The sequence below is a fragment of the Roseovarius nitratireducens genome (genome assembly GCF_002925845.1).
Classification (GTDB): Bacteria; Pseudomonadota; Alphaproteobacteria; order Rhodobacterales; family Rhodobacteraceae; genus Roseovarius; species Roseovarius nitratireducens.
In genome coordinates this window covers 364999-385822 of the sequence record NZ_PDNI01000065.1, presented here as the reverse complement: position 1 = coordinate 385822, position 20824 = coordinate 364999, and the positions used below count along the sequence as shown (strand labels likewise).

Annotated in this window: 21 protein-coding genes; 5 read left to right on the top strand and 16 right to left on the bottom strand. The window is 68.4% G+C overall.

From position 1 onward, the window contains the following. Nucleotide 1: 1 nt before the first annotated feature. Entirely contained in the window at nucleotides 2-574 is a 573-nt protein-coding gene (locus tag CRJ03_RS14705) for a helix-turn-helix domain-containing protein (RefSeq protein ID WP_104019617.1), read from the bottom strand. A 190-nt stretch (nucleotides 575-764) separates the two neighbouring features. On the opposite strand from CRJ03_RS14705, the gene rnr reads away from it, so the two are divergent. Both rnr and CRJ03_RS14695 read left to right on the top strand, forming a co-directional pair. After that, complete coding sequence (gene rnr / locus CRJ03_RS14700) at nucleotides 765-3020, top strand: ribonuclease R (protein WP_104019616.1); 2256 nt, start codon at nucleotides 765-767, stop codon at nucleotides 3018-3020. Between the two features lie 97 nt (nucleotides 3021-3117). Beyond that, nucleotides 3118-4446, top strand: coding sequence for a lytic murein transglycosylase (locus CRJ03_RS14695; protein WP_104019615.1), 1329 nt, complete (start codon nucleotides 3118-3120; stop codon nucleotides 4444-4446). 9 nt (nucleotides 4447-4455) lie between these two features. Here the strand turns inward: CRJ03_RS14695 and CRJ03_RS14690 are convergent, their stop codons facing one another. From CRJ03_RS14690 to CRJ03_RS14675, 4 genes are all read right to left on the bottom strand, one after another. Then, nucleotides 4456-4809: an H-type lectin domain-containing protein gene (locus tag CRJ03_RS14690; RefSeq protein WP_104019614.1), complete on the bottom strand. Its 354-nt coding sequence runs from the start codon at nucleotides 4807-4809 to the stop codon at nucleotides 4456-4458. Between the two features lie 215 nt (nucleotides 4810-5024). Continuing rightward, nucleotides 5025-5708, bottom strand: a complete 684-nt coding sequence (cuyB, locus tag CRJ03_RS14685) for a cysteate racemase (RefSeq protein WP_104019613.1) — start codon at nucleotides 5706-5708, stop codon at nucleotides 5025-5027. An 8-nt stretch (nucleotides 5709-5716) separates the two neighbouring features. Next, nucleotides 5717-7012 (bottom strand): histidinol dehydrogenase, encoded by a 1296-nt coding sequence (gene hisD / locus CRJ03_RS14680; protein WP_104019612.1) that lies wholly within the window; start codon nucleotides 7010-7012, stop codon nucleotides 5717-5719. A 128-nt stretch (nucleotides 7013-7140) separates the two neighbouring features. Beyond that, nucleotides 7141-7578, bottom strand: a complete 438-nt coding sequence (locus CRJ03_RS14675; RefSeq protein ID WP_104019611.1) for a low molecular weight protein-tyrosine-phosphatase — start codon at nucleotides 7576-7578, stop codon at nucleotides 7141-7143. Nucleotides 7579-7617: 39 nt separating this feature from the next. On the opposite strand from CRJ03_RS14675, the gene CRJ03_RS14670 reads away from it, so the two are divergent. After that, the gene (locus CRJ03_RS14670) at nucleotides 7618-8328 is read left to right on the top strand and encodes an NAD-dependent deacylase (RefSeq protein ID WP_104019610.1); all 711 of its coding nucleotides are present in this window, start codon (nucleotides 7618-7620) and stop codon (nucleotides 8326-8328) included. Here CRJ03_RS14670 and CRJ03_RS14665 read toward each other — a convergent pair. From CRJ03_RS14665 to rpmB, 3 genes are all read right to left on the bottom strand, one after another. After that, a complete protein-coding gene (locus CRJ03_RS14665) occupies nucleotides 8316-8786 on the bottom strand; it encodes a copper chaperone PCu(A)C (protein WP_104019609.1) in 471 nt (156 codons plus the stop codon). The two genes, CRJ03_RS14670 and CRJ03_RS14665, sit on opposite strands and share 13 nt — an antisense overlap. 40 nt (nucleotides 8787-8826) lie before the next feature. Next, nucleotides 8827-9174 (bottom strand): hypothetical protein, encoded by a 348-nt coding sequence (locus tag CRJ03_RS14660; RefSeq protein WP_104019608.1) that lies wholly within the window; start codon nucleotides 9172-9174, stop codon nucleotides 8827-8829. Between the two features lie 101 nt (nucleotides 9175-9275). Next, a complete protein-coding gene (rpmB, locus tag CRJ03_RS14655) occupies nucleotides 9276-9566 on the bottom strand; it encodes a 50S ribosomal protein L28 (RefSeq protein WP_104019607.1) in 291 nt (96 codons plus the stop codon). Nucleotides 9567-9765: 199 nt separating this feature from the next. Here rpmB and CRJ03_RS14650 point away from each other — a divergent pair, with 199 nt between their 5' ends. Continuing rightward, nucleotides 9766-10161, top strand: coding sequence for a (R)-mandelonitrile lyase (locus CRJ03_RS14650; protein WP_104019606.1), 396 nt, complete (start codon nucleotides 9766-9768; stop codon nucleotides 10159-10161). A gap of 220 nt (nucleotides 10162-10381) precedes the next feature. After that, a complete protein-coding gene (locus CRJ03_RS19730; RefSeq protein ID WP_129590290.1) occupies nucleotides 10382-11143 on the top strand; it encodes a hypothetical protein in 762 nt (253 codons plus the stop codon). Nucleotides 11144-11291: 148 nt separating this feature from the next. Here the strand turns inward: CRJ03_RS19730 and CRJ03_RS14645 are convergent, their stop codons facing one another. The 8 genes from CRJ03_RS14645 to CRJ03_RS14610 all read right to left on the bottom strand — a co-directional run bounded on the left by CRJ03_RS14645 (nucleotide 11292) and on the right by CRJ03_RS14610 (nucleotide 20674). Continuing rightward, the gene (locus CRJ03_RS14645; protein WP_104019605.1) at nucleotides 11292-12338 is read right to left on the bottom strand and encodes a threonine aldolase family protein; all 1047 of its coding nucleotides are present in this window, start codon (nucleotides 12336-12338) and stop codon (nucleotides 11292-11294) included. Beyond that, on the bottom strand, nucleotides 12338-12817 hold the full coding sequence (locus CRJ03_RS14640; protein ID WP_104019604.1) for a YcgN family cysteine cluster protein: 480 nt from the start codon (nucleotides 12815-12817) through the stop codon (nucleotides 12338-12340). Before CRJ03_RS14640 ends, CRJ03_RS14645 begins: the two co-directional genes overlap by 1 nt. Continuing rightward, nucleotides 12814-13752 (bottom strand): bifunctional riboflavin kinase/FAD synthetase, encoded by a 939-nt coding sequence (locus CRJ03_RS14635; RefSeq protein WP_104019603.1) that lies wholly within the window; start codon nucleotides 13750-13752, stop codon nucleotides 12814-12816. Before CRJ03_RS14635 ends, CRJ03_RS14640 begins: the two co-directional genes overlap by 4 nt. A gap of 20 nt (nucleotides 13753-13772) precedes the next feature. Beyond that, on the bottom strand, nucleotides 13773-17144 hold the full coding sequence (locus tag CRJ03_RS14630; RefSeq protein ID WP_104019602.1) for an efflux RND transporter permease subunit: 3372 nt from the start codon (nucleotides 17142-17144) through the stop codon (nucleotides 13773-13775). A gap of 5 nt (nucleotides 17145-17149) precedes the next feature. Then, on the bottom strand, nucleotides 17150-18589 hold the full coding sequence (locus tag CRJ03_RS14625) for an efflux RND transporter periplasmic adaptor subunit (protein WP_104019601.1): 1440 nt from the start codon (nucleotides 18587-18589) through the stop codon (nucleotides 17150-17152). Between the two features lie 106 nt (nucleotides 18590-18695). Further along, nucleotides 18696-19238 carry a molybdenum cofactor biosynthesis protein B gene (gene moaB, locus CRJ03_RS14620; RefSeq protein WP_104019600.1) on the bottom strand — a complete coding sequence of 181 codons (543 nt, stop codon included), beginning with the start codon at nucleotides 19236-19238 and terminating at the stop codon, nucleotides 18696-18698. 6 nt (nucleotides 19239-19244) lie between these two features. After that, nucleotides 19245-19865 carry a LysE family translocator gene (locus CRJ03_RS14615; protein ID WP_104019599.1) on the bottom strand — a complete coding sequence of 207 codons (621 nt, stop codon included), beginning with the start codon at nucleotides 19863-19865 and terminating at the stop codon, nucleotides 19245-19247. Beyond that, on the bottom strand, nucleotides 19862-20674 hold the full coding sequence (locus CRJ03_RS14610) for a uracil-DNA glycosylase (protein WP_104019598.1): 813 nt from the start codon (nucleotides 20672-20674) through the stop codon (nucleotides 19862-19864). Before CRJ03_RS14610 ends, CRJ03_RS14615 begins: the two co-directional genes overlap by 4 nt. Nucleotides 20675-20824 lie beyond the last annotated feature (150 nt).

Sequence of the window (20824 nt, the reverse complement as noted above, 5' to 3'; positions counted from 1 at the left end):
CTCAATAGACCGGCGGGGCGATCACCCAGATCGCCACGCAGGGGGTGTCATAGGGGTTGGCCCAGGAATACGGCTCGCCACGAAAGCGGAAGCTGTCGCCGGGGCCAAGGGTGAACCGCCGCCCACCGATGCTCAGGTCGAGTCGGCCAGAGACGATATAGCCCACCTCCTGCGTGGGCCGCTGTGCCGCGCGCTGCATTTTCGATGCAGGCTCGAAGGTCGAGTGGATGACCTCGAAATCGTCGGTCAGGTCGGGCGACAGCAATTCCTCGATCAGGCCCTCCTCGCCCGACCCCATCGGTCGCCGCGCGCCCGCGCGCACCACGTATCCCTGCTCTTCGGCGGGGGCGCTGGCATGACCGAACAGCAGCGACATCGGCACGCCCAGCACCTCGGCCACCTGCCGCAGGTCGCTGATCGACGGCTCCGACAGGTCGCGCTCGACCTGAGACAGCCAGCCCACCGACCGCCCCAGCCGCCCGGCCAGCGCCGCGAGCGTCATGCCGCGCGCCTTGCGCAGCGCGCGCAAGTCGGCACCGAGGGTGCGCGTCTCGCTCGGGTCCTGTTGCAGCATCGGCGGCGTGCTCCCTGTGAAGATTCTCGGTTTCCCCGATCCTGCGCGGGGAAAATGAAAATTCCAAGGATTTTTTCACGCGCCGTCGGTGAGGCCGACGCGATACCGACGGAATACCGACAGAATACCGACACGGTTTCAGCCGCTTTTCGCGGATGACGCGCCCGGCGCGCCGTGCTACGTGCAGGCCATGAGCCAACAGCCCTCCAAGGCGGAAATCCTGCAATGGATTTCCGACAACCCGACCCTCACCTCCAAGCGCGATATCGCCAAGGCCTTTGGTATCAAGGGGGCTGCGCGGATCGACCTCAAGCGCGTCCTGCGCGAGCTAGAGGCCGAAGGACACTTGGAAAAACGCAAGAAGACCTACCGCGACCCCGAGCGCCTGCCGCCCGTCACGGTGCTTCAAATCAACGCGCTGACGCCCGATGGCGAACTGCTCGCCCGGCCACTGGAATGGCACGGCGAGGGGGTGGAGCCGGTGGTGCTGGTGCTGCCCCGCGCCGCCGATCCGGCGCTGGGCGAAGGCGACCGCATCCTCGCCCGCGTGCATGACGTGCGCGCCGAAGCGCACCATTACGAGGCCCGCCTCATCCGCCGTATCGGGGCCAACCCACGGAAAGTACTTGGGATTTTCCGCAAGAGCGAAGAGGGCGGCCGGATCGTTCCCATCGACAAGGGCGCGGGAAAGGAATGGCTCGTTGCACGCGACGCCACCGGCGGCGCGCAGGATGGCGAGCTGGTCGAGGCCGAGCAGGCCGGGCCGCCGGGGCGCATGGGATTGCCGCGCGCGCGGGTGCTCGACCGGCTGGGCGATCCCTCGGCACCCAAGGCCGTGTCGCTGATCGCCATCCATCAGCACGGCATCCCCGACGAATTCCCCGACGAGGTGATCGCCGAGGCCGACGCGATGAAACCCGCCGGCCTCAAGGGCCGCACGGATCTGCGCGACCTGCCGCTCATCACCATCGATCCGTCGGACGCGCGCGACCATGACGACGCCGTCCACGCCCATGCCGATGACGACCCGAAAAACCCCGACGGCCACGTCATCTGGGTCGCCATCGCCGATGTCGCCCACTACGTGCGCCCCGGCTCCGCGCTCGACAACGCGGCGAAAAAACGAGGCAATTCCAGCTACTTCCCTGATCGCGTGGTGCCCATGCTTCCGGACCGGCTATCGGCGGACCTGTGCAGCCTGCACGAGGGCGTCCCGCGCCCCTGCGTCGCCGTGCGGATGCAGATCGACGCAGCAGGCGAAAAGATCGGCCACCGCTTTGTGCGCGGACTGATGCGCTCTGCGGCGTCACTCACCTATGCCCAAGTGCAGGCGGCGATGGACGGCGCGCCCGATGACAAGACTGAGCCCCTGCTGGAGGACGTGATCCGCCCGCTCTACGCCGCCCACGCCGCGCTCGCCAAGGCGCGCCACCGGCGGCAGCCGCTCGACCTCGACCTGCCCGAGCGCAAGGTCGAGCTGAGCGACGAGGGCAAGGTCACTTCGGTGCGTTTCGCCGAACGGCTCGAGGCGCACCGGCTCATCGAGGAGTGCATGGTACTCGCCAATGTCGCCGCAGCCGAGGCGCTGACCACCCGCAAGAGCCCGCTCTTGTTCCGCGTCCACGAGGAGCCGCCGGCTGAAAAGCTCGACACGCTGCGCGAGGTGGCCGAGACTGCGGGGCTGGTGCTGGCCAAGGGGCAGGTGCTGCGCACCGCGCATCTCAACGCGCTCCTGCACGCCGCGCGCGATACGGACCATGCCGAGGTCATCAACATGTCCACCCTGCGCGCCATGACGCAGGCCTATTACGCGCCACAGAATTTCGGGCACTTCGGTCTATCGCTCAGGGCCTATGCGCATTTCACCTCGCCCATCCGGCGCTATGCCGACCTGATCGTGCATCGCGCGCTCATCTCGGCGCATGGTTGGGGCAAGGACGGGCTGAGCGGCCCCGAGATCGAAGGGCTCGACGCCACCGCACAGCATATCTCGGATACGGAGCGCCGCTCGATGGTGGCGGAGCGTGACACCAATGATCGCTACCTCGCCGCCTTTCTCTCCGAGCGTTTGGGCGAGGAATTCACTGGCAAGATCAGCGGCATCGCCCGATTCGGCGTGTTCGTGAAGCTGGACGAGACCGGAGCGGACGGGCTCGTCCCGATGCGCGCGCTGGGCCGCGAATATTTTCATTTCGACCCCGAGCGCGGCATCCTGATGGGGGCCGATACCGGGCGCATTATCGCACTGGGGCAGCGGGTGACCGTGCGCCTTGCCGAGGCGGCGCCGGTCTCGGGCGGGCTGGCTTTTGATCTCCTCGATATCGAGGGGTCACAGGTGCCCAAGGGTGAGGGCACAGCACGTGGCAAGCCTCCGCGCCGCAAGATCGGCGCGGCGCGGCGCAAGTCGGCCAAGCTAAAGCGCAAGGCGGAGCGCAAGCGCGGCTGAGATCGGCGGCCACCCGCGCGGCACCGCCGGGATCGCTTTCGGAACGGGAACAATCGCGCTATGATCGGCCAATAATCCGGGCAGGCGGAGACAGGCGATGCGGGCAGGACTGGTGTTGATAACGGGATTGGCGCTCCTTTTCGGGGGGGCAGTCGCGGCGTCGGTGACGGAATCCCTGCGCCCGGAATTGCGGCCGGGGTCCGGCGCGGTGAGCACGGCGGTGGTGATCTCGGTGGACGTGCCGGTGCACAGCCTGCGCCCGCGCGCCCGGCCCGATGTGGCTGACGGTGCCCGCGTCGTGCTGGCAAGCGGCAATACGGGCTTTGACCGCTGGATCGCCGGGTTCCGGGCGCGGGCGGCCTCGGCGGGTATCCGTGGCGACGTGCTTGACCGCGCCTTCCGGGGCGTTCGATACGACCCGGAGGTGGTGGCAAAGGACCGCAACCAGTCCGAGTTCAAGCGCGAGATATGGGATTACCTCGACGCGACCACCTCGCCGAAACGGGTCGAGGACGGGCGGGCCGCGCTGCGCCGCCATAGCCGCGTGCTGAATCGGATCGAGGCGCATTACGGCGTGGAAAAGGAGATCGTCACGGCGGTCTGGGGCATGGAGAGCGCCTATGGCACGCGGCTCGGCGATTTGCCACTGGTGCAGTCGCTGGCGACTCTGGCCTATGACGGGCGGCGCGGTGCATTCTTCGAGAAACAGTTGATTGCCGCGATGCAGATCCTGCAATCGGGCGACGTGAACCCGCGCGACATGAAGGGCTCTTGGGCGGGCGCAATGGGGCACACGCAGTTCATCCCGACCTCCTATCTTGCCTATGCGGTAGATTTCACCGGCGACGGCCGGCGCGACGTGTGGTCGGACGATCCCACCGATGCGCTGGCCTCGACGGCGGCGTATCTCAAGCGGTTCGGCTGGCGCAAGGGGATGCCCTGGGGCGTGGAGGTACGCGTGCCGCGCGGGGCGTCCTTTGGCAACACCAGCCGGATGCCTTCGGACTGGGCGTCGCGCGGCGTGGTGGGGACAGACGGGCGCGCGGTGCGCGATTACGGCTCGGCGCGCATCCTGCAACCGGCGGGTCCGGCGGGGGCGTCGTTCATGGTGTTCGCCAATTTCGACGTCATCAAGCGCTACAACAACGCCGATGCCTATGCGCTCGGGGTGGGACATCTTGCCGACCGGATCGCGGGCGGCCCACCCATCCAGGCGAGTTGGCCGCGCGGCTATGACCCGCTGAGCTTCGACGAGCGCAAGGAAATGCAGCGCCGATTGAAGCGCAAGGGATTCGCGGTCGAGAAGATCGACGGGATCGTGGGGCCCAATACGGTGGAGGCGATCCGCGCCTTTCAACGATCGGTCGGGGCCGAGGCGGATGGTCTGCCCTCGCAACAGCTTCTCAGTCTTTTGCGACGCTCCTGAGCGCGGCGGTCATTCGAGATCGCGCCAGTCATCCTCGTGATGTGCCGCGCCAATGGCGATCCAGCGTACCCGCACGCGGGCGATGCGCGTGTCGCCCCAGGTTCGAAAGACGATGTCGAACCCGCCCGCGGCAATGTTGTCGGCGCTCACCTCCATGCGGGCGTTGGTCCTGCAATCGGTATCCCACAGTGACAGGCCGACATGGACGCTCGGCGCGGCCCGGAAGGGCGGGTCGAACACCACCCGCTTGCGCCGTTCGCGCGTGCCCTCGGCGGTCCACATCTCGCCGCCATCCGCGAAATCGGAAAAGAGGGACTCGTCGCCCTGTGCGATCCCTATCGCCTCTCTCAACAAGACCTGCATGGCATTTCCGTCGATTTGATCCAGAAAGATAACTGGTCCCGCCGAGGGGCTGCAAGTCAAGCCCTCATCACTTTCGCCCCACGCCGCGGCAGCACCATGCTCCTGTCTTATGTCAGGTCGGGCCTATGTGTCCCGCCCCATTGATGTGCTGCGTCCATGACCGGGCCCAGGGCCTTGCGCGCACCATTTCCCGTGACGGACTTGAACGACCGGGATCAGCCGCGGGCGAAGTCCACGATCGCGGCGGTCAGGCAATCTAGGCTGTCGGTATAGTGTCGGTATTGCGTCGGTAATGCATCGGACATCAGCGAGAGTTCGGTGCAGGCGATCAGCAGGTGATCGGCCCCTTGCGCGATGAGGGCCTCGGCCTCGGTGCGCAGGCGGGGACGGAGCGCGGCGAGCGGCTCGCCCGCCTTGACCGCGCGGATGACCGACAGGAGGGCCGCGTCGTCCCGGAGAAAGACGGGTGTGAGGCCATGAGTGGCGAAGGGCGCGTCGAACACTCCCGCGAGCCGGGTCGCGGGCGAAGCGAGCATGCCGATGCGCCGCGCCCCCGCCCCTGCCAGATGCGTAGCGGTCAGGTCCAGCATGTCGAGAAACGGCAGCGCCGTCGCCTCGCGAACCGCCGGGGCGTAGTGATGCGCGGTGTTGCACGGCATGGCGAGCGCCTGCGCGCCGCCTGCCTCGAGATCGCGGGCCATGCGCGCGAGGGTGGGGCCGGGGTCTTCTCCGGTCCCCTCGATCAGCGCCTTGATGCGGCTGGGCACCTGCGGGTTCTGGTGCACGAGGAGTGGCACGTGGTCGGAATCGTCGCGCGCGGGCACTGCCGCCATCACCTTTTGCATCAGGAGGATGGTGGCCTCTGGCCCCATCCCCCCGAGAATGCCCACGGTTTTCATCGGTCGCTCTACCCCGTCGAGGTGAGGGCGCGGTCCTCCGCGCCCATGCGGATATCGGCGCTGCGCGCGTGCCCCTCCATCCCCTCCGCCCGGCTGAGCCGCGCCGTCACCCCGGCCAGATCGCCGAGCGCCTGCGACTCGACCCTTTGCCAGGTAACCGTCTTGAGGAACTTGTGCACCGACAGCCCCCCCGTGTAGCGCGCGGCCCCGGAGGTGGGCAAGACATGGTTGGGCCCCGCCGCCTTGTCGCCGAAGGCCACGGTCGTGCGTTCGCCCAGAAACAGCGAGCCGTAGGCGGCGAGCCGACCCAGCCACCAGTCGAGATCGCGGGCCTGCACATGCAGGTGCTCGGGTGCGCGGTCGTCGGCATGGGCGGCCATTTCCTCGGCGCTGTCGCATAGCACCACCTCGCCCAGGTCGCGCCACGCGGTCGCGGCGGCGGTACGGTTCGGTTCGGGCAGGGCGGCGATGAGCGCAGGCACGCGCGCCATGACCGTCTCGGCCAGCGCGCGCGAGCTGGTCGCGAGCCACACCGGCGAGGTCGCGCCGTGCTCGGCCTGTCCCACGAGGTCGGCGGCGATGGTCTCGGGGTCGGCGCTGTCATCGGCGAGCACGAGGCTGTCGGTCGGCCCGGCGAACATGTCGATGCCGACCGGGCCGAAAAGCTGGCGCTTGGCCTCGGCCACGTAGGCGTTGCCGGGGCCGACGAGGATATCCGCCGCCGGGGCACCGAACAGGCCGAAGGCCATCGCCGCGACGCCCTGCACCCCACCGAGGCACAGGATACGCGTGGCCCCGGCCAGATGCATCGTGTGCACCAGCGCATCGGGGATGCCGCCCGGCCCGGAGGGAGGCGAGCAGGCGGTGATGTCGCCCACGCCGGCCTCTCGCGCGGTGGCGATGGACATCAGCGCCGAGGCGATGTGGCTGTAGCGCCCGCCGGGGACGTAACACCCAGCCGCGCGCACCGGGATCTGCTTCTGCCCGGCGATCAGGCCGGGGCGCAGCTCGATTTCCATGTCCTGCGCGGTGGCGCGCTGGGCGGCGGCGAAGCGCGAGATGTTGTCATGCGCCCAGGCGATATCGTCCTTGAGCGCCTGCGGCACGCGGGCCGAGGCGGCTGCGATCTCGGCCTCGCCGAGCGTCACAGGCCCGTCCCAGCCATCGAGGTCGCGGGCGTATTCCAGTGCCACTTGCGCGCCGCCCGCCCGCAGCCGCGCGAGCATGACCTGCACCGTGTCGGCGATATCGGCAGCGGCCTGTGGCATCTCTGCGTGGGCGATCTTGAGGTATGTCAGCGGCATGGTGCGGGTCTCCTTCCCCTCTTGGAATGGGGCGCGGCGCCGTGACGGGCAAGCGATTTGCCGGGGATGTGACGGGGTTTTTCCAGCACGTGAAAGCCGGTTTCGGACTTTCCGAACGGGCGCGCGGATCAGAGCCGCGCGGCGAGGCCCCGCGCGCAGCTCTCTATCAGGTCGAGTACACCGTCGAAATCGCGCGTGTAATAGGGGTCGGGGACGTGATCGGCACGCGCCTCGGGCGCGTAATCGGTGAGCAGGGTGACCGGCGTGGCGCAGTGCGCTGGCCGCAGCGCCTCGATCGCGCGGCGATTCTTGTCGTCCATCGCGACGATCAGGTCGAAGCGCTCGAAATCCGCCGCCTCGAATTGCCGCGCGCGCAGGTCCGAGATGTCGAGCCCGCGTGCCTGTGCCGCGTGCTGCATCGGGCCATAGGGCGGCTCGCCCACATGCCAGTCGCCCGTGCCCGCGCTGTCGGTTTGTGCGCCCGGCAACAGCGCGCGAACCGCGCCCTCGGCGGCGGGCGAGCGGCAGATATTGCCAAGGCAGACAAATAGAATCCGGGTGGTCATGGGGCCTCCGATCCGGCAGATATAGACGGGGAGGTCGCGATGGAAAAGATCGTCATTCTCACCGGCGCGGGGATTTCCGCGGAAAGCGGGCTCGCGACCTTTCGCGACGCGGGCGGCCTGTGGGCCAAGCACCGGATCGAGGACGTGGCCACACCCGAGGCATTTATCCGCGACGCGGGCCGCGTGCACCGTTTCTACAACACCCGCCGTGCGCAGGCCGCCGGTGTCCGGCCCAATGCCGCGCACGCGGCGCTTGCGTGGCTGCAGGCGGCGCACCCCGGCGAGGTGGTCATCGTCACGCAGAACGTGGACGCTCTTCACGAGGCGGCGGGGAGCCGGGGGGTGATCCACATGCACGGAGAGTTGGCGCGCGCGCTCTGTGCCGCTTGTGGCCACCGGTGGGACGCGCCACCGGAGATGTCACGCGCCGATGCCTGCCCGGCCTGCGGTGCGTGCGCCTGCCGCCCCGACGTGGTCTGGTTCGGCGAGATGCCCTACCGGATGGAGGAGATTCTGGACCATCTGGCCGGTGCCGACCTATTTGCGGCCATCGGCACATCGGGGCAGGTCTGGCCTGCGGCGGGATTTGCGCAGGAGGCGGCAGGCGCGGGCGCGCATTGCGTCGAGATCAATCTGGAGGCGTCTGCGGTGGCAAGCGATTTCCACGAGGCGCGGCAGGGCCGCGCCTCGCGTGTCGTGCCCGAGTGGGTGGCGGGCCTTATCGGAGAGGCGGGCGTTCAGTCGCCGTGACCTTGCCCGTTGCCTTGCCCGGCCTTGCGTGCGAGATCGACCGGCACCTCGATCTCGATCTCGCCGGATTTCTCAAAGACGAGGGTGAGCGAGATGGTCTTGCCCTGCTCGAACGGCTCGGCCAGGCCCATGAGCATGACGTGGTTGCCGCCGCGCTGGAGGAAAATGGTCTCGCCCGCCGGGACGGCAAAGCCCTCCTCGACATGGACCATCTTCATCACGCCGTCTTTTTCGCGATGGGTGTGAAGCTGCGCCAGCTTGGCGGCGGGAGAAGTGACGTCGATCAGCCGATCATCCGCGTCGCCGATATTCTCGATCAGCATGAAGGCGGCGCCGGTTCTGGCCATCGGGCTGGCGCTGCGGGCGTAGGGGTCGAGCACGTGGATTTCCTGCGCCATGGCGGGCGCGGCGAGGGTGAGGGCGGCAAGCGCCGTGAAGGCGGTGGATCTGAGGGACATGGTGTCGCTCCTGTGGGTCTGGTTGCGGGAAAGTGTGAACTCAGACCTGGAGCGGCGGCGCGCGCGCCAGCATCGCCGGGCGCGCGGGCGCGGCGGCGTGGCTCGCCTCGGCGAAGGGCGCGCGCGCGGTTGTGCAGGCGGCGCGCGGGGCGGGCAGGGGATCGCGCAGCGGGCTGGCGTGGAAGGCGAGCAGGCAGTCGGGGCAGATATGCGGTGGCGCCACCGGCTGTCCGTCGGCATCGACGGCCAGCCGTTGCATCCCCTCGCCGGTGCAGATCACCATCACCCCCACCGGCCCCGGCGCGCCGCGCGCCACCGCGAGGGTGACGCTGGTAAGCGCCAGAAACAGGCAGAGCCCGAGAGTGGTTATGCCGCGCGAGGCTGTCATCGCCCGCAGGTATAGGCGGGTCCGGGCGCGCGCGGCAAGCGACAAAACGAAACAGCCCCGCCGCGGCGCGACGGGGCAGGTCTGTCGGATCGGGGCCGGGCTCAGGCGGTGGCGGCCTGTGCGCGGGCGATCTCTTTCTTGACCTTCAGCGCGGCGGCCGAAAGCTCTTCGTCCTTGGCCTTGGCGAGAAAGGCGTCGAGCCCTCCGCGATGATCGACGCTGCGCAGTGCGTGTGCCGAGATGCGCAGCTTGATGCCGCGGTTCAGCGTCTGCGATTGCAGCGTCACGTCGTTGAGGTTCGGCAGGTACCGGCGCTTGGTCTTGTTGTTGGCGTGGCTCGAGTTGTTGCCGACCATCGGGCCTTTTCCAGTCAGTTCGCAGCGGCGCGACATGGGGTCATCCTCGTCTCTGGGTGAGGGCATCGAGGCCCTGTCTCAATACAAACGGGCACCGCCACAGGCAGCGCCCCGAATTCCGTGAACGGTGCTTAAGCGCAAAGCCACGGGGCGTCAAGAGAGTCGCCGGGGAAAAAGCGGCGTTGCATCATGCGGCGCGCGGCGTAGGATCGGGAGCGAAACAAGGGAGTGGCTCATGGAAATCATCAGGACAGATACACGCGCGAGCCGTCCCGCCGACCCCGACTATTTCACCGGCACGGTCTGGCACGAGCCGGTGATCGGCGAGGGGGCCGGGACCGATATCCGCGCTCTGCGCGTCACCTTCGCGCCCGGCGCGCGTACCGCGTGGCACACGCATCCGCGCGGGCAGACGTTGCACGTTCTGTCGGGCGTGGGCCGCGTCGCCACCCGCGGCGGCGCGGTGGAGGTGATCCGCGAAGGCGACACGGTCTGGATTCCACCCGGCGAGGAGCATTGGCACGGCGCGGCACCGGACCGCGTGATGTGCCACCTCGCCATCCAGGAATCGGTGGACGGGCGCACGGCGGACTGGCTCGACCATGTCAGCGATGCTGATTACGCGGGCTGAGGGCGTGGCATCCGCCGCGTGGCATGGGACACCCGATGGACGCAGGGTATCGGGCACGGGGTCGGCGTCCTTGAGCGAAAGGGTAGGATGAGGGCGAGGGGGCCGACAGTGCTGAATGTTGCGATGCGCATGAAGGTAGGCTTATGTTGACGCCGCCAAGAGCGTGACAAGAATTCCAGCTAGCGTTATTCCAAGACCACGAACAAAAAGGGATAGGTTGTTGGCTGAACGCAATATACCAGAGTGGTTTATTAGGGCCGAGGAAGCATTCGATCCCGTCCACCAGAGAGTCGCCGCGGCGATCAAATCGCATGGCCTGCCAACTCACCTATCTTTGGTGCCGCAAGAAGCAGTCTATTTTTTTGTGCATGCCATGGAAATCGCTTATGAAGCCAACAAGGCAGGCATTCACGCCAACGCGCTCTCCCAAACCCGATATTGCATCGAAGCGCTGGCAATAATTGAGCTGGGCATGTGCCGAACGAATGGCCGAGAGGCGATTCTAGAAGACTGGTTGAAGGGCAGAGCGTCACCTGGCAAAGTCCGCCAGTGGCTCGCTAGGGAGGTATGGCCTTCCTATGGTACGGGGCTTTGGTCGGAGAGTTGGGAAGATTTCATGGCTAAGCTGGCAGGAGCCGTCCAGCCATATGCACATTACACTTCGCAACTAGCTCAGTGGCAAAGTCGTTTGCACTTTGCCAACCCCGGCGAGAGCACTGCGTATATTGAAAGTGGGCCGATCGTTTATGACCCTCAAAAGGCCACTCGAATAACGTTGTATCACTCGATCCTGCATTACACTCTAGGACGTATTTGGCTTGCTAACTGCGCCTCCGAGGACACGAAATTTTGTGAAATTGTCTCTCGTCTTGGAGACGCGCTCGGGAAGTCCCGCTATCTTGACGGCCACCAGACGAACTGGGATCAGCAATTTTGGGCAATGGTCTGGGATCGCCGAACTGGTTCGCCGCATCTTGAATAGACTGGCCCGTTGCCGGTGCCTTGAAGCGGACCTTGGTGAGGCAACATCGAACGGCTGCTTCGTCCGCACACCCGCCCTCGCCCCTTCGTCCGAGCGACCAAGGCCGCACCGGAGGCAAACCACGCCCCTTTTATTCAGGTGGCGAACACTACCCCGCCGCCATCTCCAGAAACCGGTCGATCTCGTCTTCGCGCACCGACCAGTCGCAGACGAATCGGGCCATCAGCGGCTCTTCGTCCGGGCCTGCGTCCAGCGGCCCCTCGTGGAGCGCGTAGGCCGCGCCTGCCGCCCTGAGCCGCCGGTGGGTGGCTCGCGGCAGTCGGGCGAAGATCATGTTGACCTCGCGGTTGTGCACCATCTCGGCCCCCGGCACGGTCCGCAGACCCTCGGCCAGCCTGGCGGCGTGGGCATTGGCGAGCTGTGCCGCCTCGCGCCATGCATCCGCCGTGACATAGCCAAGCATCTGCGCCGAGAGATACCGGTGCTTGGAGAAGAGATGCGCCGAGCGCTTGCGCCGCAGCTCGAATTCCCAGGCGTTCTCGGGGTTGAAGAAGATCACCGCCTCGACGCCGAGACAGCCGTTCTTGGTGCCGCCGAAGCTGACGGCGTCGATGCCCGCGCGCCACGTCATCTCGGCGGGGGTGCAGCCGAGCGCCGCCGCCGCGTTGGCAAAGCGCGCGCCGTCCATGTAGGTGGGCAGGCCGTGCTCGCGCGCCACGCCGCAGAGCGCGGCGATTTCCTCGCAGGTATAGATGCGGCCGCGTTCGGTGGCCTGCGTGAGCGACACCGGTCCGTGCTGCGGATTGTGGACGTCGCCCGCAGGCCAGCCGCCGATGGCGCGCTCCAGCTCATCCGGCGTCATCTTGTCGCCTGCGCCCACGAGGCTGAGCTTGGCGCCGCCGGTGAAGAACTCGGGCGCGTTGCATTCGTCGGTGTGGACATGCGCCAGCGGCGTGCAGAACACGGTCTGCCACGGCTCCGACAGGGTGGCGAGCGCCAGCGCGTTGGCCGCCGTGCCGGTGGCCACGAGGTAGACGCTCGCCTGCGGGGCCTCGAACAGGTCGCGCAGCCGGTCGCGGACCTCTTCCATCAGCGCCTCGGCGCCGTAGGAGGGGGCGTGCCCCGCGTTGGCGGCGATCATCGCCTCCATCACCTGTGGCAGGGCGGGACCGGCATTGTCGGAGGCAAATTGCATCAGGTGGGCTCCTCTATGATGTGGTCTTCCCACTCCTCTTCCGGCACGTCGAATTCCGGCAAGGTCCTGTGCTGAACCGACACGCCCGCCGCGTGCACGCTCTCGGGCGTGCCCGAGATGAGCGGGTGCCAGTCGAAGAGCGGCCTGCCCTCGTGAAGCAGCTTGTACGCACAGGTTTCGGGCAGCCAGTAGGCATGGCGCTCGATCGTGTGGGGCTTGAGCGAGATACATTCCGGCACGAATTGTTGCCGGATCGGATATTGCGCGCAGCGGCAGGTGGTGTCGTCGAAGAGCCGGCAGGCGACGCGGGTCAGCGCCACCTCGCCGGTCTCGTCATCCTCCAGCTTGTTGAGGCAGCACTTGCCACAGCCGTCGCAGAGCGCCTCCCATTCCGCCTGCGTCATGCGGTCGAGGGGCGTTGTCTCCCAGAAGCGGGGGCGCAGGCCGCTGCGGTCGATGGGATCGTCGGTGTCACTCATGTCGCGGCCAGGATGTCGCGGGCGCGGGCGCAATCGGCATCCATCTGCGCGATGAAGGCGTCGAGGCCGTCGAATGTCTCTTCGGGGCGGAGGTAGTCGACGAGGCCGACCGAGAGATGCGCGCCGTAGAGATCGCCGGAAAAATCGAACAGGAAGGTTTCGAGATTGGGCTCCTGGCCCTGAAACATGGGTCGCAGTCCGAGCGAGGCGGCACCGTGATAGTGCCCCGCATGCGGGCCGTCGAGGACGTCCACGAGCACGGCGTAGATGCCGAAGCGCGGCGGGTGCAGCCCGGCGATGGACATGTTGGCCGTCGGGTATCCGAGCGTGCGTCCGCGCTGCTCGCCGCCCACCACCGGCCCTTCGATCCGGTGCCAGTGGCCCAGCATTTCCGCGGCATCGCGCGGGCGGCCTTCGGAGAGTGCCTGCCGGATCGCGGTCGACGACACCTGTCCGTCCGAGCCTTCGAGCAGGTCGGCGATGGTCACGCCAAAGCCCAATTCCGCACCGAAAGCCTGCAGGTCGGCGGCGTCGCCCGCGCGCCCCTTGCCGAAGCAGAAATCCGCGCCGACCACCACGTGGCGCAGCCCCAGCCCGCCGGCCAGCACCTCGCTGGCAAAGGCGCGCGGGCTGAGCCCCGCGAGGGCCGCGTTGAAGGGCAGTTCGTACAGCCGCTCGACCCCGATTTTTTCCAGCCTGTGGGTGCGCGCCTCGGCGCTCATCAGCCGGAAGGGGGGGGCGTCGGGGGCAAAGAATTCGCGCGGGTGCGGCTCGAAGGTCAACACGCCCAGAGGTGCGCCGATCCGCGCGCCTGCGTCGCGGGCGATGTCGATCACGTGGCGATGACCGATGTGGACGCCGTCGAAATTGCCGATGGCGACGGACGCGCCCCGGTCGGCCTCGGTGGCAAAGCTATGGTCGCGCACGATCCGCATGGCGCAGGCGTAGCGCCGGATCAGGGACGGCGCAAGCCGCTTTGGCGGCGCCTGTACTTCGCCACCATCGCCCCGGTCCAGATCAGTGCGAGCAGCATTGCCGCCCCGCCCGCCTGCAACACCAGCGCCGCCTGCATCGGCGCGAGCGGCACCAGCCCTGCGAGCGGCGCGGGCAGTGCGCCGGTGACCAGGACCCAGCCCACCGTTGCCGCGAACCACGCCGCCAGCGCAGCACCTGTGCCCCGCATCAGTGCCGCCACGCCGCCACGCCGCGCCCGCCAGCCGCGCCCCAGCGCGGTGAAGGGCCGCCCCAGATCGCGCCCGATGGCCAGAAGCGCGGGCACGAGGATCAGCACCAGCACCATGCCGAAGCCAAGGCCATAGACCAGCGTGATGACCGTCGGCTTGAGAAACTGCGCCTGTGTCGAGCGCTCGAACAGTAGCGGCGCGAGCCCCATTACCGTGGTGAGCGTGGTCAGCACCACGGCGCGCAGCCGGTCCGCCGTGCCCTCGATGATGGCGGGGATCAGCCCGCGCCCCCGCGCGTGCCCATCGATCGCGGTCACCAGCACGATGGAGTCGTTGATGATGATGCCGGTCATGCCCAGAAGCCCCACCACCGAGAACATCGACAGCGGCATGTCCCAGTGTGCATGCCCCCAGATCGCGCCGACGAGGCCGAAGGGGATCACCGCCATCACCGCAAGCGGCCGCGCCCAGCTTGCAAACACCAGCGCGAGGACGAGGTAGATGCCCAGCAGGGTGAGCATCAGCCCCAGCCGCGCATCGGCGAGGAAATCGTCCTCCTGCTCGGCTAGACCGCCCATGCGGTATTCCACCCGGTGCTCGCCCGCGATGCGCGGCAGGATCTCGGTCTCCAGAGCGCGGGTGATCTCGGCGGCGCGGGCGGGGTCGTCGCCGGAGATGTCGCCCGTAACCGTCACCAGCCGCAGCCCGTTTTCGCGCCGCACGGTGGCAAATCCGGTGCGCGTGGTGACTGTGACGATATCGGCCACCGGCACGTATTGGCCGGTGGCGCTGCGCACCATCGTGGTGTCGAGGAAATCCGCCGACAGGTCCGCCTCGGGCAGTTCCACCCGCACCGCGGCAGAGCGCGGCCCGTCGGGATATGTCGCCGCCTCGATGCCGCTCACCCTGTTGCGCAGCGTGCGGCCCAGCGCGTCGATGTCGAAACCCAGCGCCTGCCCGTGGGGCGTCAGTTCCAGTACGAGTTCGGCCTTGTCCCAGGCCAGCGTGTCCTCCAGCGCCGAGACCTCGGGCTCTTGCGCCAGGCGCGTCTTGAGCGCCTCGGCGGCGGCCTTGAGCGTTTCTGCCGTGGCCCCGTAGAGGGCGATGTCGATGGCGTCCCCGCCGGGGCCCGAGCGCGACCCGCGAAAGCTCAGCGCTTCGGTCATCGGCAGGCGCGGCGCGCGTTCCTGCAGGTCGGCAAGGAAAGCGAAGCTAGAATAGGGGCGCAGGTCGGCGTCGATCAATTCGATGGAAATGCCGCCCTTGAGGTCGTCTTCGCGCGTCTCGGACCCGGCCATGCCGCGCCCGGCATGGTCGCCCACCTGCGCGAGTACGTGTTGCACGGGGTTCTGCCCGTGGCGCGCGGCGTATTCTTTGCCCAGATCCTCCACCGCCTGTTGCAGCGCGCGCATTTGCGCCAGCGCGTCGGCGCGCGTGGCACCCGGCGCCATCGCGAAATTGCCTGTAACGCTGCCGCGTTCGGGCGCGTTGAAGAACCGCCACGTCACGTCGCCGCGCACCACGCTCGCGACCTGCACGGCCAGCAGCAGCACCGCCGCCGCCAGCACCGCGTAGCGTGCCCGGATCACCAGCCCCACGAGTGGCCGGAAGGCACGGTCGCGAAAGGCCGTGAAGCCGCGGTTCACCACCCGGCTCGGAATGTCGTACCACCGCTCGCGCGCCGAACGCGCCAGCGCGTGGGCCATGTGGTTGGGCAGGATCAGGAAACATTCCAGCAGGCTCGCCGTCAGCACGGCGATGACGGTGAAGGGGATGTCGTAGATGAGGTTGCCGAACCGCCCGCCTATGATCGCCAGCCCGAAGAACGCGATCAGCGTTGTGAGTGTCGCGGAAAAGACCGGCAGCGCCATGCGCCCGGCAGCGCGTTCGGCGGCGATGGGGGGCGGTTCGCCATATCGGCGGTGGCGGGCGTCGGCGTGCTCGCCCACCACGATGGCGTCGTCCACCACGATCCCCAGCGTAATGATGATCGCGAAAAGCGAGATCATGTTGAGCGTGAGCCCCGCGGCATACATCAGCGCCAGCGCCGCCAGCATCGCCACCGGAATGCCCGCCGCCACCCAGAAGGCAGTGCGCGCGTTGAGGAAGAGAAACAGCAGCCCTACCACCAGCGCCAGCCCGGTGGCTGCATTGTCGAGAAGCATCGTCAGGCGGCTTGAAATGGCCTCGGACCGGGTACGCACGAGCTCGATCGCTACGCCCTCGGGCAGGCGGCGCAGCATATCGCCCGCGATCTGTTCCACCTTTGCCTGCACGTCGAGCGCGTCGCCCTCGGCGGGGCGGTCCACCCGGACGGTGACGGCGGGGGCGTCCCCCACGTAATAGGCAAGCCCGCGGTCGAAACCGCCCGCGCGCACCGTCGCCACGTCGCCGATCGTCAGCGCCGTGCCGTCAGGGCGCAGCCGCAGCGGGATGGCGGCGATCTCGGCAGGGTTGCGTCGCTCGGTGCCGGTGCGCAGCCGCGCGTTGGCCCCGGTCACGTCGCCCGCCGGGGCGGCATCGACGCGCGCGGCGATGGCGGCGGCGATCCCGGCCATGCTCAGGTCATGGGCGACGAGCGCGTGCGCGGGCACCTCGACCCGCGTTTCGGGCACCGCCACCCCCGAGACGGTGGCCCGCGTTACCCCGGCGGCGAACAGCCGGGTGACGAATTCGTCGGCGATACGGGCCAGTTGCTCGGCCCCGACCGGCCCGGTGATGACCACGTCGGTCACGCGGTCGCGCCACGCGCCACGGCGGACCACCGGTTCCTCGGCATCCTCGGGCAGGTCGGTGATCTGTCCCAGCGCGGCCTCGACCTCGTTGGCGGCGCGCCCCATGTCCCAGCCGGGCTCGAATTCGAGGGTCATCGCGGCGCTGCCCTCGCGGCTCGTGGCGCGCGCCTCGGTTACTCCCTCGACCGCCAGCAGCGCGGGTTCGACAAGCTGCACGATCCCTGCGTCCACGTCCTCGGCGCTCGCTCCCTCCCAGGCGACCGTAACGGAGACATTGTCCACCACCACGTCGGGAAAGAACTGCGCGCGCATGTTCGGTGCGGCCATCAGCCCGAGCGCCACCATCAGGATCAACAACAGGTTGGCCGCCGTTCGGTGCCGGGTGAAGAAAGGGATGATCCCGCCCACGGGGGTTATCCGCCGACTCTGGCTTCGATCCGCGCCACTGTGCGCGCGGGCACGCGCGGTCGGGCGAGATCGGCCAGCAGGCGGCGGCGTTCGTGTTCGGGGAGCGCGGTGTCGGCCTCGACCTGAGCGCGCAGCCGCGCGCGCCGCTCGGAACTCAGAGACACGGTGTCCGCCTCTTGCGCGCCGATGCGCCGCACCTTGAGGCCGGGGCCGAGCGCCGGGCTGCGCTCGGTCACGATCTCGCGCCCCGCCACGCCGGGGGCCGCGAGCAGCACGTCGTTGACCTGTCGCCGCAACAGCGTGACTGGCAGCACCTCCAGCCGGTTCCCGTCGCCGACCGCGAGAACCGTGCTGTCGCCGCCCAGCGCCGAGGCCGGTAGCCGCACTACCCCGTCGAGGGGCAGTTCCTCGACGCTGACGTGCACGAAGTCGCCGGGTTTGAGCGCCGGGGCGCCGCCCAGCGCGGCAAAGATCATGCGACCGCTTTCGCCTTCGGCGACGGCGGCGGCCTCGCGCGCGATGTGGCCCGTCGCGCGGACCGAAGTGTCGCCGCTGTCGAGCGTGGCGGTAACGGGCAGGGGCATCAGTGCGCCATCCGCGTCCAGAAGCCGTGTGTATTGCGCCGTGGAGACGCGAAATGCCGCCTCGAGCGCGCGCCCGTCAACCAGCCGAGCCATTTGTTCGCCCACCGCGACGATCCCGCCCTCGACCGCACTCACCTCGTTCAGCCGTCCCGAGAACCCGGCGGTGATCCGCGTCTCGGCCAGCCGCCGTTCGGCCTCTGTCAGCGCCAGTTCGGCGCGTGAGACCGATGTCGCGGCCTGATCGACGCGCGCCTCGGCGACGGCCAGTGCCTGGCGGCTCGCAAGCACCGCCTGCCGCGCCTGCATGACGTTGTATTCGGCGCTCTCGATCGCGGTGAGGGTGCCTACGCCGCGCGATTCGAGGTCGCGTTGCCGCGCCAGCGCGCGGGACTGAAGCGCCGTCTGATCCTCGCGCGCCGCGAGATCGTCCCGCGCGAGGATCAGCGCGCGATCCGCCTCACGCGCCTCGGCGCGGGCATCGGCGAGGTCGATCCGCGCGCGTTCGCGGGCGTCCTCTGCCTGCGCCGGGTCGATCCGCACGAGGAACTGCCCCGCCTCGACGGTGCCACCCTCGATGAAACCCTCGGCAAGCTCGACAATTTCACCGGCGACCTGCGCCCGGATATCGAGGGTGCGGCGGCTCTCGATCCGACCGAACGCCGCGAGCTGTGGTGTAACGGTTTCGGCTTCGGGCGTGAAAGTGCGCACGGCGAACACGCGCTCGCGCCTCTCGGGGGCATACGTTTCGCGCGCCATTCGCGCCTCGACGGCGTCCCGGATCACTTGCCCGGCATAGCCGAGCAGCCCCGCCGTCAGTGACAGGATGAAGAGGCCCAGTAATCCCTGGCGCAGAAACCGCATGGCGCGCACCCTTGTGCAACCGGTCCGGCTGGCGTGCGGACAGTGTTGAATCTAGCCATTGCCGGGCAAATGCCAAGCCGTGAGGCCCTTTACACGCGCGCCGCGCTCATTTCCGGCGCCGATGTTCGTCGAGCCGCGGCATGATTTCCACGAAATTACAGGGCAGGTGCCGGTAATCGAACTGGTGGCACAGGATTTCGTCCCAGGCGTCGCGACAGGCACCGGGACTGCCGGGCAGGGCAAAGAGGTAGGTCCCGCCCGCGACGCCGCCGGTGGCGCGGCTCTGCACGGCGGAGGTGCCGATCTTTTGCATCGAGACAATGGTAAAAACCGTGCCGAATGCGTCGATCTCTTTTTCGTAGACGTCGCGATGCGCCTCGACGGTCACGTCACGGCCGGTGAGCCCGGTGCCGCCGGTGGAAATGACCACGTCGATATCGGCGTTGGCGATCCATTCGCGCAATTGCTCGACGATCTGGTCGCGTTCGTCGCGCACCACCATGCGATCGGCCAGCGCGTGGCCCGCCGCCTCGATCCGCTCGGCCAGCACGTCGCCCGAGCGGTCCTGCGTCAGGTCGCGCGTGTCCGACACCGTCAGCAGCGCGATGCGCACCGGGATGAAATCCTTGGTTTCGTCAAGACGCGGCATAGGGCGTCAGCTCCTTTGCATGAGGGCGAGGCGAGCAGCGAGCGCGGTAAAGATCCCTGCCGAGACGAGCCCGATCGCGCGCGCGAGCCGGGGCGAAGTCGCGAGACGGCGGCCGAGCCCCCCGGCAAACAGTCCGACCGTGCCGTTGATAATGAGGCCGCCCAGCGCCAGCACGAGGCCGTAGACGAGGAATTGCGGCAAGATCGCGCGGGCCGGGTCCACGAATTGCGGGATAAAGGCAAGCACGAAGAGGATCACCTTGGGATTGAGAAGGTTGACGACCATTCCCTCGCGAAAGGCGCGGGCTGCGCCCATCGCACGGGCTTGTGCCCGAACCGGCCCTTGCCGCAGCGCACCCCAGGCCAGCCATAGCAGATAGGCAACGCCCAGCCAGCGGATCACGTCGAGCGCCAGCGGAAACGCCGCGATGGCGGCGGCGAGACCCAGCCCGGCAAGCGTGACATGCACCATGCCGCCCGCCGAGATGCCCGCGCTCGCGGCGATGGCCGGGCGCGGGCCCGCCCGCAGGCCGAGCCCGAGGCAGAACATCATGTCCGCCCCCGGCGTGAGGTTGAGCGCCAGCGCGGCGGGGATGAAGGCCAGCAGCGTGAGCGGCTCGACGATCATGCGCTGCCCCCCTCCAGCCGCGCCTTGAGTGCCAGAAGATCGGCCCATGCCTCGCGCTTGGCCGACGGGTTGCGCAACAGGTATGCGGGGTGGAACATCGGCAGGGCGGGCTTGCCGTATGCTTGCGCCCACTGCCCCCGCAGGCGCGTGATGCCCCGCCGCCCCAGACCCGCGTCGCAGCTAACGTTGCCCATCAGCACCACGAGATCGGGCGCGGCCAGCGCCACGTGCCGCGCCATGAAGGGGCGCAGCATGGCGATTTCCTCGGCGCTGGGGTCACGGTTCTGCGGCGGACGCCAGGGCGAGATATTGGTGATGTAGAGCGCGGTCTCGGGGTTCGCGTCGCCGCGCGACAGCCCGATCGCGGCGAACATCCGGTCGAGAAGCTGGCCTGCGCGACCCACGAAGGGACGGCCTTGAAGGTCCTCGTCGCGCCCCGGCGCCTCGCCGATGATCATCACCCGCGCCGCCGGGTCGCCATCGGCAAAGACGAGATTGCGCGCGCCGCGCTTCAGGTCGCAATGCGGGTAGGTGCCGAGTGCCGCGCGCAGCGCGTCGAGCGTGGTGGCGGTGGCGGCTGCGGCCTGCGCGTCGGCCACGGGATCGCCGTCCGCGGGCGCGGTCGTCGCGGGTGCCGCGATTTCATGAGTGGTGGCGGTTTGGGCCGGGGGTCTCGCCGCCGGTTGGGCCGTCTTGTCCGGCAGGTCGTAGCGATTGACCGGCGCATCCCCGATCGCCTCGGTCGCGCCAAGTTCGATCTGCCAGGCGAGGCTTGCGAGGGCAGTCTCGGATGTGAGGGGCGATTCCATTCCGACACGCTATCGCGCGGCATCGGCAGGGGAAAGAGGGCAGGCCGTCGCGCCGCGATCGTGTGAAGAGAGTATTTGTGGAAAGATGAAGCCCGGTGCCGCGGCTTGCCCATGCGCCGCGGCCTTTCTATAAGCGGGGGAAACCGCATC